The sequence below is a fragment of the Legionella londiniensis genome (assembly GCF_001467825.1).
GTDB lineage: Bacteria > Pseudomonadota > Gammaproteobacteria > Legionellales > Legionellaceae > Legionella_A > Legionella_A londiniensis.
This window is the reverse complement of record NZ_LNYK01000014.1, coordinates 303,242-315,286: the sequence shown is the minus strand read 5'-3', so window position 1 is coordinate 315,286 and position 12,045 is coordinate 303,242. Positions and strand designations below refer to the sequence as shown.

Genomic DNA, 12,045 nt, shown 5'->3' with positions numbered 1-12,045 from the left:
TTTGTGTTGGATGGCGGGGCTAAACTCGCATCAGCCTTTTTTTTTGTTTGTATGTCTTTTTTTACAAGGTTTTGTTTGCCGATTTGCTGTTTTAGGCGGTTCAATTCCGCTTGCATGTCCCGCGATTGCTCTTCCAGGCGATGTACCTGCTGCTGCAGTTGTTCTTGATCCATTGCTGCATGGAGAGGAAAAGCACCAATGCACATGGCCACAATAAGAGCTTTGTGTTTCACGCTGAGACTCCTGTTTATTTTTTTTACTGAGTGGCGATTATATCGCGCAGAAGAGCAGGTGACCAGTACTCGGCAAAGGCTTTTTAAGCTAAAGTGCGGCGATGCCTTATAGTGGCATCGCCGGGAAAGGAATCGTAAATTAAAAGGTTTTAAACATCTGACAGGAAATTAAGGCCTAGATAGGGGCCATATAGACCAAAGTCACTGCTGCTACCGGTTAAGAGCGGCAGGGCATTAAAGTAATTGACCACTTGATAGCCGCCCATGAGATTAAGCATGCTATTGGTCATGATAATTGAATAAGCCAACCCCAGTTTTGCCTCAAGCGAAGGCACTATCCCTTGTTTACTGCCGTAGCTCAAAGTTGGCACGAGTCCTGTTGGCGAGAAAGCAAATTGGGTTTGATTACGGCCTGTGCCATACAATACGGCAGTAGCTGCATTGGCTGTAAGGCTAAGGCCCTTTGGCAAATCATAGATGTAATCTATGCCGATAACGGGCCCCACCCCATTGAAATCGGCATTGTCATAGGCGCTTATCCCGGTAATCCCGTTCAGAAGGGCCGGTAATGGCACATTATAAACTCGGTTGAAAGAACTTCGAATATCCGCATATTGCAGTCCGGCATAATACCTCGCATTTTTCAGGGTGCCAAAATCAGTATGCTGTCCGAATACCAGATTAACCTGATCAAACTTATTTAAGTGATCCAATGCAAATTCTGCGTTACCAAATGTTGGGACTGGACCTCTAAATCGGCCTACATCACTGCTCACATCATAATGGATCCAGTGCAGTGTAATGTCATTGCCCTGGCGGAAATGGTAAGACCCTTGCAGGGCAAATCCCCATCCCCAGTCATTAGCGATTTCCCGATAATTTTGCCCCACAGTAAACCTTGCCCGTTCTGCCGTATAGGCGGGACGCAAATATAACGCTTCTACTCCAATATCCCATGCTCTTTTTTCACAGGGTATTGTTACACTGCCGGGTACACATCCCACATTGACAATTGCGCCTTCAGTGCCGGCAGCGGCCAGGCTGCTTATGGCTAAGCCTGCCAAGGTAGCAAGTACTTTTTGCATCATATTTTCAATTACTCCCTTTTCTGGTAAAAAAAAACCCATCACCTAGGGGATGGGTTTCATAAGTCGGATCAGCCGGGATTAGACAACAGTACCAACCCACTTCAGACCAACGAATGGGCCTTGAACGCCGAAATCGGAGTCGTCCAGGTTGATGCTTGTTTGTGCGTTGAAGTAGTTGACCCACATCCAGCCAGCGTCAATGCTCAGGTCGCCTTGAGCCATAGCGTAGGTGTAAGTCAGACCCAGTTTGGCTTCAACTTCAGGAACGATAGCTGTTTTGCTGTCAGCAACGCCAGAAAGTGTAACAGTATTAAACCCAGTGGCACCAAAATTAGCAACCACGTCAAAATCGCTGTCGCCAACCAGGATAGCGCCGGCACCTTTGGCATACATGGCCAAGCCGTTGCCGAGGTCATAAGAGTAATCAGCGCCGATACGGGGACCGAAACCTGAGTACTTGCTGTTAGCCTTGAGGCTTCCGAACAAGCCGTCTGCTCCGCTTGCCACCCAAGCCAGGTCGGTTTCAATGCGGGCATATTGTACGCCGCCATGGAAGCGGATGTTTTTCAGCGCGCCAAAGTCAACATGCTGACCGAACTCCAGGTTCACTGCATCCCAACGTGGGTCAATCGTTACTCTTTGAGAGTTATAAATTGCTGGGTCAAAAGCGTTATCAAAATCACCAAACAATTCAAAGTTAGCGCCGAATGTTTGGGTATTGCTGTTGTCATCCAGATGGTACCAGTTTAAGTTCAGATCATTTCCGGTTCCGAAATGGTAAGAAGCTTCCAGTTTAAAGCCCCATCCCCAATCTGGGTCAGATTCATGAACGGTTGTTACTGTCGTACCATTGGTGGTTGTAGAAGTGGTACCAATATAGTTGAAACCGTTATCATTATAAGAAGGCTTCAGGTAAAGCGCCTGGATGCCGATATCCCAAGCAGTGCTTTCGCAGGGAACGGTAACATTTCCAGGAGTGCATACAGGACCCATGGTGCCGGCAAATGCAGCACTGCTACCGAAAGCAAGAACAGCTACAGCTGTTTTTTTCAGATTTAACATACTTATCTCCACTTTTTTATTATTAATTTCCGTTTTTTTCGTCAAGCCACAACTTTGTATTGACTACAGTACGCCATCATCGCTCTAATCCGAAAACGTACATGGGACGATTATCCAGCCTGATTTTCCTATTGTCAACATCATTGCAAATAAATTACTTGTTTTTATAACATCAATGCCTTTATTTTACTCAAAGACGCCATTCGTTACACATAACCATATGTTTAACAAGCATTTATTCCTAATAAACAATAGTGTTGCTATGGCTGCTTAGCAATGCTATTTATTGTATAACGTTATTTTAATAAATCAATATTTTTTTAAACATAGCCCATGTACTTCACACCAAGGTAGGGGCCATGCAGTGAAAAATCCATGCCGTTGCCTGTGCCCGCAACAATCGCTGTCTGTACGCCGAAATAATTCTGCCAGAGGTAGCCTGCATCAAAAAACAAGTCACCCTGGGCAATGACATATTTGAGCCTGGCTCCCAGTTTGCCTTCTATCTCGGGCACAAGGGCAGTCTTTATTCCTCTTGCGGTGGCGGCTGGAAGATTAATGATGCCTGTGGTTGCGGTATTGAACTGGCTGTCTCCCGCTAAGATGGCTGCAGCGCCATTGGCATATAATTTAAATCCATTCTGCCATCCATATTCATAGTCTGCGCCGAGTCTTGGGCCAAAACCATTAAATTTCATTTGCAATCGGTCGGTTATTAAAAAACCCGTTACGGTTTGATAATAATCTGTGCTTATTCTTGCAAATTGTGCGCCCGCGTGAAAACGGATATTCTCGCGCCTGCCTAATTCCACCAACTGGCCGAATTCGGCATTAACAGCGTCCCATTTGGGCTCAAGCTCAATATCGAGGACAACAGGAATGCCCTGAATGGTGCGGTTAACCTTAAAATTGCTTTCCTTGCTGTAGTGATACCAGCTCACTGTAATGTCATTGCCCATGCCGAAGTGATGCGAGCCTTCAACCTTGAAACCCCAATTTGATTCAAGCGGCAAGTCATAAAGTTCCGCGACTGTTGGAAAAGTAAAAGAAGAAAAAATCTGGCTATTGCTGTATTCAGCGCGCAAATTTAAAGCCTGCGCTGCAAAATCCCAGCCTGTTATTTCGCAGGGGACTAAAACATCCAAAGCAGAACAAATTACCCCGGGGGTTCCACTATGGGCCGCCCCCATACTGAACAACAAGGCAAGTGCGCTGATTCTTAATAGATAATTCATGGATACTCCGATTCCGTTTAAGTGCATAATATCCGCGCTATTATCCTAATTCATTTTTTTTATTGTCAACAGAAGCTGATAGCCAGGAAACATGTTCTATCGCAAAAAATGACGTGAGCGCATAACATCGGCTATAATTCGGCGCATTGCCATTGAATCAAGGCCTGCTTTTGTGAATCATTTAACCATACCAAGACCAGATGACTGGCACGTTCATCTGCGCGATGGGGAAGCTTTAGCCCATACGGTTGAGGCGACGGCGAAACATTTTCACCGCGCGCTGGTCATGCCGAATTTGCAACCGCCTCTAACCGCTGTTGCTGAAGTCATGGCATATCGCGAGCGCATCCTTGCCGCACAAAATCATGCGGCCAACTTTATCCCATATATGACTTTATACCTGAATGAAACGGTAACGCCTGAAGAGCTTGCAAAAGCCCGCGATGAATCTTTTATTCTTGGAGCCAAGCTTTATCCCAAAGGCGCGACGACCAATTCGGCAGAAGGCGCTGAGTCCGTCTCAAAACTTTATCCTTTATTGTCTTTAATGCAGGAATATGATTTGGTTTTACAAATTCACGGGGAAGTGACTCATGGCGATATTTTTGCCCGTGAACGTTTATTTATTGAAGAGTGTTTAAAACCCATAACAAAAAATTTTCCCAGATTGCGTATTGTATTGGAACACATATCCACCAGAGCTGCAGTAGAATTTGTAAAACAGGCTTCCGATTGCATTGCAGCAACCATAACGCCGCATCATCTTCTCTATAACCGCAATCATTTGCTGGCAGGGGGGATAAGGCCTCATTATTATTGCCTGCCTATACTCAAGACAGAACAGGATCAAATTGCTCTAAGGCAGGCAGCGATGAGCGGCGACCGCAAATTCTTTGCCGGCACAGACAGCGCCCCGCACGCGCAAGGCAGCAAAGAAAGCGCGTGCGGATGTGCTGGAATATATTCTGCGCCATTTGCTCTGGCCTTATATGCCGAACTCTTTGACCAGGGCGGCCATCTTGCAAGGCTTGCTCCTTTTTTAAGCCGGTACGGCGCTGAGTTTTATCATTTACCGTTAACCAACCAATCCATTGAGCTTATCAAGCAAAAGCAAATTATCCCTAAAACCCTTCCCTTTGGCCGAAGCCCTGTGGTTCCTATCGCTGCGGGTGAGGAGTTGGCATGGAGTATTGCGGGTGAAGGCTAGCCATTATATGAAAAACAGGTTTCGGGGCTTTTTGCCCGTGGTGGTCGATGTCGAAACAGCCGGAGTCGACCCCCAAAAAAACCCGCTGCTGGAAATGTGTATTGTATTGCTGCGGCTCAACGCAAAAGGAGACTTTATCCCTGCTGAATATTATTTCGAGCATATACTCCCTTTTAAAGATGCGGAGCTTGATGCCGAATCACTGGCATTCAACAGGATCGATCCCTTTCAGCCCTTACGTTTTGCAGTGGATGAAAAAACAGCTTTGGAACGCTTGTTTCAACCCATTCGCTCCGCCCTGGCTGAATATCACTGCCAGCGGGCAGTGCTTGTAGGCCATAATGCCTGGTTTGATCTTCTCTTTATTAAAGAAGCGGTTAAACGAACCGGGCTGCAATCGCCTTTTCACAAATTTACCTGTTTTGATACCGCAACCCTTTCGGGCTTGGCCTTTGGTCAGACCGTACTGGCAAAGGCAGCAAAAGCGGCAAAGATTGATTTTGATATCAACGAGGCTCATTCCGCCATTTATGATGCGCAAAAAACGGCAGAATTATTTTGCTCCATCGTCAACTCATGGGAAAAAATGAATAAACTGACTAAAAATCAGTTTCCAACACACACCAAAAAATAGGTTTGGTTGAGCAGGCGCCCAACCAAAGAGAACTTACAATGAGCCGGAATGCTCGGAGAGGTATTGGGCAACACCCTGGGGGGATGCCTTCATGCCGGGTTTTCCTTTTTCCCAGCCTGCGGGACAAACTTCACCATTGGCTTCAAAAAACTGAACTGCATCGATAATCCTGAGAAGCTCATCCACATTCCGGCCAATTGGCAAGTCGTTTACAATTTGCGAGCGCACCATACCATTTTGATCAATAACAAATGCGCCACGAAATGCAACACCAGCAACTGGATGTTCTACGCCGTATGCTTGGCAGATGCTATGAGTCACATCAGCTGCCAAGGTATATTTTACAGGGCCGATACCGCCATCAGCAACGGGTGTATTGCGATAAGCATTATGAGTAAATTGCGAATCAATCGACACAGCAATAACTTCTACATTACGGCTTTTAAATTCTTCCATACGGTGATCTAAAGCAATCAACTCCGAAGGGCAAACAAATGTAAAGTCAAGAGGATAGAAAAAAATCAAACCGTACTTGCCCTTCAGGTTCTCATGCAGATTGAATTTATCAACAATTTCGCCATTGCCCAGCACGGCAGGAACAGTAAAATCAGGGGCTTTGCGTCCAACTAAAACACTCATCTTCGTCTCCATTTAATCGATAGTTATGCAGTTACAGCTTCTCTTAACAGGGTTTCCAATTCGCCCTTGGCATACATTTCGGCAATAATATCAGACCCGCCTATCAGCTCGCCTTTAACATAAAGCTGGGGAAACGTAGGCCAATCAGCATATTGCGGCAAAACCTGGCGGATATCCGGATTGGCAAGCACATCGACATAGGCAAAATCAACGCCGCAAGCCTCAATGCACTGTGCTGCCCGGGCTGAAAATCCGCATTGCGGCATCTTGGGGCTGCCCTTCATATATAATAATATTGCGTTTTCAGCAATTTGCTTTTTAATCTTATCAATTGTTTCCACCATAACACCTATTGGCTAATCTTATTAATATTGCAATTATGGCGAAAATGAGACCACATCGCAACTCCCGGGAAAGATTGAAACTGTTTTTTATCCTGCTACACTTAGCTCTTGCCGGCAATTGATCCAAGAAAGCAACTCTTTTTGATCAAAAGTCGCCAAGCGAATCATCCACCAAATACTGCAGGAGACTGACATGACGTTTGAGCTACCCGCGCTTCCTTATGCTAAAGATGCATTGGCGCCCCATATTTCTGAAGAAACACTCGAATACCATTATGGCAAACACCATCAGGCCTATGTCAATAATTTAAACAAGCTTACGGAAAATACGGATTTTGCCTCAATGAGCCTTGAAGACGTGATCAAAAAATCTTCCGGGAGTTTGTTTAACAATGCAGCGCAAGTTTGGAACCATACTTTTTACTGGCATTGCCTGTCTCCCAACGGCGGGGGCGAGCCTAACGGCAAGCTGGCTGATGCCATCAACCGCTCATTTGGTTCTTTTAAAAAATTTCAGGAAGATTTTACGCAAACTGCCATCAACACCTTTGGGTCAGGCTGGGCATGGCTCGTGCAGAATAGCAGCGGCAATTTGGAATTAATCAGCACCAGTAATGCCGGAACCCCCATGACGCAGGGATTAACTGCCCTATTGACCTGTGATGTCTGGGAACATGCCTATTACATCGACTATCGCAACAGGCGTCCTGATTATCTTGGTGCTTTTTGGCGGCTCGTCAACTGGGAATTTGCTTCAAGCAACCTGCGCTGACGGCGGCAGATCATTTGACTCCCGGATCTCCGGTAATATAAAAGGATTTTTTTTTAGGAATTTTCATGTCTCTAATTACTACTTATAACCCCTTGCCAATCTCATTTACGCATGGGGAAGGCGTTTGGTTATATGATGACCAGGGAAATGCATATCTGGATGCTTTCAGCGGTATTGCTGTATGCGGGCTTGGGCATGCCCATCCCGAAGTCACCCATGCCATTCAGCAGCAGGCTGCCAGGTTAATTCATACTTCAAATATGGTTCATATCAGGGAACAGGAATTGCTGGCCGAAAAATTAACCAAGCTTTCGGGCATGGAGCAGGTATTTTTCAGCAACTCGGGCGCTGAAGCCAATGAAACAGCCATCAAGCTTTCACGATTGTTTGGCCATAAAAAAGGTATTGATACCCCAGCCATCATTGTGATGGAGCGGGCATTTCATGGACGAACCTTAGCGACCCTAAGCGCGTCCGGGAGCAGGAAAGTACAGGCTGGATTTGAACCCTTGGTGCCAGGTTTTGTGCGCGCCCCTTTTAACGATCTTGAGGCTGTCAATACCATTGCTGCCAACCGAAATGACATCGTCGCGGTCATGGTTGAACCCATTCAGGGAGAAGGCGGAATTGTGGTTGCAGAGGAAATGTACCTCCGTGGTCTTGAAAAGCTTTGCCGGCAACATGGATGGCTTCTGATCCTCGATGAAATTCAAACCGGCAATGGCCGAACCGGTAACTATTTCGCCTACATGGGCTATGACCTTATGCCCGATATTGTCACAACAGCCAAAGGGCTGGGCAATGGCGTCCCCATAGGCGCCTGTTTAATGAGGGGGCAGGCTGCAAACCTCTTCAAGCCCGGCTCGCATGGGTCAACCTTTGGCGGCAATCCCCTGGCTTGCGCTACGGCGTTGGCAGTCCTTAAAGTAATTGAGCGCGATGGTTTATGTGAAAAGGCAGTAAGCAAGGGGCTTATCCTTAAAGAAAAGCTTATTGCTGAACTTGGCGAGCACCCCCATGTCCGCATGATCAGGGGCAAAGGTCTGATGCTTGGCATGGAGCTTGACAGGCCCGCAATGGATCTCCGCCTAATCGGCCTCAAGCACGGACTGTTGCTAAACGTCACAGCAGAAAACGTCATAAGACTGTTGCCAGCTCTTATCATCAATGAAGAAGAAATCAATGAACTGGTGGCAAGGCTTGTGAAATCCATCAATGAATTCGTTGCTTGACAGCATCATCGCGTCAATCCGGCATTCTGCTTATCAGCCCTTTGATATCAGGCTCTGTTCAGACAACCCAACAGAGCCTGGGCGTTGCGTGCCGGCTATTGATTCCGTTGGCGAACAACTTCATACAGTGAGATGCCTGCCGCTACAGAAACATTCAAACTGGATACGGTTCCAAGCATTGGCAAGGCAAATAAATCATCACAGTGTTCTCGGGTGAGGCGCCTCATTCCTTTTCCCTCTGCTCCGAGCACCAAGGCAGTCGCATCCTGAAATTTGAATTCATAAATTGTTTTTTGCGCATCGCCCGCAGCGCCATAAATCCAAACACCCGCCTGCTTTAAGGTATTCATTGCCCTTGCCAAATTAGTGGCCCGCACCAAGGGCACAGCCTCCAGTGCGCCCGAGGCCACTTTACTGACCACAGGAGTTATCGCTGCATTTTTGTCTTTGGGGATAATGACAAAATCCACGCCGGCTCCATCGGCGCTACGAAGGCAAGCTCCCAGATTGTGCGGGTCGGTAATGCCATCCAGAATGAGGATTAAAGCCGGCTTTTTGCTAAGGGACAGAAGGGATAACAAATCATGTTCATTGAATTCTTTAACAGGCTCAGCAACGGCAACAACCCCCTGGTGCACTCCCTTGCCAAACTGCTCAGTCATTTTTTCAATTGCCAGCCTTTCTACAGGGATGTGACGGCGCCTTGCCGTTTCCAGCAATGAAATGACAGCCTTATCCTCACGGGTTTCATTGAGGACAAGTTTGCGGATGATTCGGTGAGGGTTGTTCAGCAGTGCCGCAACCGCATGAATCCCGTAAACAACTGTTTCACTCATGGCCATCCTCGAATTCTACCGGTTCAAAATCAATTTTTCGCTCATCGAGGTCAACCCTCGCCACCATCACGGCCATTTTATCGCCGAGACGATAAACCCGGCCGCCGCGCTCGCCTGTCAAACGATGTTTAATGGCATCAAAATGATAATAATCATTTTTAAGGGAGGTTATATGAACCAAGCCTTCAACATAGATATCATCAAGCTCAACAAACAGCCCAAACCCCGTGACCGCCGAAATTCTGCCGCTGAAGGTTTGGCCGAGCTTGTCCTGCATATACTCGCACTTCAGCCAGGTCACCACTTCCCGCGTGGCTTCATCTGCTCTTCTTTCGGTTGCAGAGCAGTGCTTGCCTGACAGACTCATATCTTCTTCGCTATAGGCAAAGGTCTCAGGCGATTGATTGACAAGCAAATGATTCAGTGCCCGGTGAATCAATAAATCCGGATAGCGCCGAATAGGGGAGGTAAAATGAGTGTAGGCAGAAAAGGCAAGGCCGAAATGCCCGTCGTTGGACTCAATATACTGCGCCTGTTTTAAGGAACGCAGCATGACAGTTTCAATCAAATGTTTGTCCGGCCTGTTTTCGACTGACTCCAGCGTGCGCTGGAAATCTTTGGGGCCAGGTTTCTTGCCGCCGCCAAGGGTAACACCAAGCTCATTCAAGAATTGGCGCAATTCCATAATCTTGTCTTCCTCAGGTGCCGGATGAACCCGATAAAGGCAGGGAATGCCCGTCTTTTGTAAAAATCGGGCTACAGCCATGTTTGCAGCCAGCATACATTCCTCAATCAGCCGGTGCGCGTCATTGCGGATTACCGGCACGATGCGCTGTATCTTCCGCTGCTCATCAAAAATAATCCTGGTTTCCGTGGTATCAAAATCTATTGCCCCGCGCTTTTTCCTCGCTCCGTGTAAAATTCCGTAGAGATCATATAAAGCTTCAAGCATGGGCCATAAAGCCTCATGGTTTTTTTCAGCATAACCCTGCGTTATCCAGCGATTAACCTGGGTGTAGGTCAAGCGCGCGTGAGAATGTATCGCTGCCTGGTAAAATCGGGATCGGCTGATTTTACCTTCACTTGAAATAGCCATTTCGGCCACCATGCTCAACCTGTCCACTTTGGGATTGAGCGAGCAAATGCCATTTGACAATGCTTCAGGAAGCATGGGCACTACCTTTCCTGGAAAGTAAACAGAGTTGCCTCGTCTTGCCGCTTCCTGATCAATGGCTGTGCCAGGTTGCACATAATGGCTGACATCAGCAACGGCAACAAACAATTGATAACCGCCTTTCGGCTTCCTATAGCAATAAACGGCGTCATCAAAATCTTTTGCGTCTTCCCCATCAATGGTGACAAAAGGAAGATGGCGCAAATCCGTGCGGTCTTTAATTTCTTCCGCACGGACATGCATCGGGATTTGCGCTGTTTCCGTAAGCACATCATCAGGCCACTTTGAAGGAATCCCGTGTGCCAGAATGGCAACCTCTATTTCCATGCCAGGCGCCATATGCTCGCCAAGAATATGAATAATTTTTCCGACTGCCTGGGTGCGGCTGCTTGGATAGGCCAGCAATTCTACGAGGACAATTTGTCCGTTTTTTGCGCCCAACGAATGCTCCGGCGGAATAGAAATATCCTGGGTCAGGCGCTTGCTGTCAGGAACCACAAAACCCACATTGTGCTCGGTAAAATATCGACCGACCACATTGGTGTTTACATGCTCAATCACTTCATGAATTTTACCTTCAGGGCGACCTCTGCGATCTACCCCCATTTCATAGGCAAGCACGATGTCGCCGTGCATCACTGAACGCATTTCTTTTGCCGACAAAACCATATCGGGGCTGCCGTCATCGGGAATAAAAAAACCAAAGCCGTCTGGATGCCCCTGGATGGTTCCTCTCTTTAAATTGATTTTTTTTAACAGGCAGTAACGCCCCCGCCTGTCTTGCATTAATTGGCCATCGCGTATCATGGCGCGCAGGCGGAAAGCCAAGGCTTCCTGCTTGCTTTCCTCATCCAATTCAAGTTTGCTTATCAGCTGATTGCGCGACATCGGCCGACCAAACTCATCCAGCACCCCCATGATAAATTCGCGGCTTGGAATGGGTTCTTTGTATTTTTGCTGTTCCCTTTTATAATTTGGGTCCAATTTATACAATGGTTTTTTGGATTTTTTACTCACGAAGCACCTGCCCTATTGAAGTGTTCTTCCAGTCTATCACTATTGGGCCTCCAACGTTAACGAAAAACCACACCGGGAAAGATAAGCCATTAATGGAGACAGCCCCATGTCTTCACCGGCCCAGTAAGTCGATGACGCTTGTTCTGTTGAGAGTTTAACCTTGTCCCATTGGCATACAGCAATCACATCCCTGCATGGAATTTGCTGCTCATGCCCGGGCATTGATTCAACGCAGCTCAATTCAAATATTTTGTCGCTCATAACCAACGCTGACCAGTTTCCTGCCTGAATCCGGCTGCTGAAGCCGGCGCCGGCATTTGGCTCAGAAACAGGGTGCGTAATCCATAAATCGCCCGAAGACAGGTTATGAACCATCATGAGCGCAGGTTTGACCACAGTCAGTTTTGCGATGTCTTCCTTGATGGCAACAGGCCTGCATCCTTGCGGATACACTTCTTCTGCCAGAGCATTGCCTGAAAGCAGCAGCGCAATGAACAGTAAAACACAATGCATTTTTTCTCCCCAATACCAATCTATGTTACGGTCTGTTAGAATTATTTCTTTTTGCATGA

Annotated in this window: 13 protein-coding genes; 4 read left to right on the top strand and 9 right to left on the bottom strand. The window is 47.1% G+C overall.

Features of this window, described 5'->3' with window-relative positions:
- The 4 genes from Llon_RS11610 to Llon_RS05025 form a co-directional block, all read right to left on the bottom strand.
- Positions 1-233 (bottom strand): hypothetical protein (locus Llon_RS11610; protein WP_420324211.1); only part of this gene is annotated, 233 nt, incomplete at its 3' end.
- Positions 234-382: 149 nt separating this feature from the next.
- On the bottom strand, positions 383-1,321 hold the full coding sequence (locus tag Llon_RS05035) for an Lpg1974 family pore-forming outer membrane protein (RefSeq protein ID WP_065238280.1): 939 nt from the start codon (positions 1,319-1,321) through the stop codon (positions 383-385).
- Between the two features lie 78 nt (positions 1,322-1,399).
- Positions 1,400-2,383: an Lpg1974 family pore-forming outer membrane protein gene (locus tag Llon_RS05030; protein WP_058528961.1), complete on the bottom strand. Its 984-nt coding sequence runs from the start codon at positions 2,381-2,383 to the stop codon at positions 1,400-1,402.
- A 320-nt stretch (positions 2,384-2,703) separates the two neighbouring features.
- Complete coding sequence (locus Llon_RS05025; protein ID WP_058528960.1) at positions 2,704-3,618, bottom strand: Lpg1974 family pore-forming outer membrane protein; 915 nt, start codon at positions 3,616-3,618, stop codon at positions 2,704-2,706.
- A gap of 172 nt (positions 3,619-3,790) precedes the next feature.
- On the opposite strand from Llon_RS05025, the gene pyrC reads away from it, so the two are divergent.
- Entirely contained in the window at positions 3,791-4,825 is a 1,035-nt protein-coding gene (gene pyrC / locus Llon_RS05020) for a dihydroorotase (protein ID WP_058528959.1), read from the top strand.
- 7 nt (positions 4,826-4,832) lie between these two features.
- Positions 4,833-5,459, top strand: coding sequence for a ribonuclease T (gene rnt / locus Llon_RS05015; RefSeq protein WP_058528958.1), 627 nt, complete (start codon positions 4,833-4,835; stop codon positions 5,457-5,459).
- A gap of 33 nt (positions 5,460-5,492) precedes the next feature.
- On the opposite strand, the gene Llon_RS05010 is transcribed toward rnt, so the two are convergent.
- A complete protein-coding gene (locus Llon_RS05010; RefSeq protein ID WP_058528957.1) occupies positions 5,493-6,098 on the bottom strand; it encodes a peroxiredoxin in 606 nt (201 codons plus the stop codon).
- A gap of 23 nt (positions 6,099-6,121) precedes the next feature.
- Positions 6,122-6,439, bottom strand: a complete 318-nt coding sequence (gene grxD, locus Llon_RS05005) for a Grx4 family monothiol glutaredoxin (protein ID WP_058529107.1) — start codon at positions 6,437-6,439, stop codon at positions 6,122-6,124.
- Positions 6,440-6,635: 196 nt separating this feature from the next.
- Between grxD and Llon_RS05000 the strand changes: the two genes are divergently transcribed.
- Complete coding sequence (locus Llon_RS05000) at positions 6,636-7,214, top strand: superoxide dismutase (RefSeq protein ID WP_058528956.1); 579 nt, start codon at positions 6,636-6,638, stop codon at positions 7,212-7,214.
- Between the two features lie 65 nt (positions 7,215-7,279).
- Positions 7,280-8,446, top strand: a complete 1,167-nt coding sequence (locus Llon_RS04995) for an aspartate aminotransferase family protein (RefSeq protein ID WP_058528955.1) — start codon at positions 7,280-7,282, stop codon at positions 8,444-8,446.
- A gap of 95 nt (positions 8,447-8,541) precedes the next feature.
- Here the strand turns inward: Llon_RS04995 and rlmB are convergent, their stop codons facing one another.
- From rlmB to Llon_RS04980, 3 genes are read right to left on the bottom strand one after another with little or no spacing between them, the layout of a single operon-like run.
- A complete protein-coding gene (rlmB, locus tag Llon_RS04990; RefSeq protein WP_058528954.1) occupies positions 8,542-9,282 on the bottom strand; it encodes a 23S rRNA (guanosine(2251)-2'-O)-methyltransferase RlmB in 741 nt (246 codons plus the stop codon).
- Positions 9,275-11,473 (bottom strand): ribonuclease R, encoded by a 2,199-nt coding sequence (gene rnr, locus Llon_RS04985; protein WP_058528953.1) that lies wholly within the window; start codon positions 11,471-11,473, stop codon positions 9,275-9,277. Before rnr ends, rlmB begins: the two co-directional genes overlap by 8 nt.
- A gap of 39 nt (positions 11,474-11,512) precedes the next feature.
- Positions 11,513-12,043 (bottom strand): hypothetical protein, encoded by a 531-nt coding sequence (locus Llon_RS04980; protein ID WP_237758261.1) that lies wholly within the window; start codon positions 12,041-12,043, stop codon positions 11,513-11,515.
- Between the last annotated feature and the right edge of the window lie 2 nt (positions 12,044-12,045).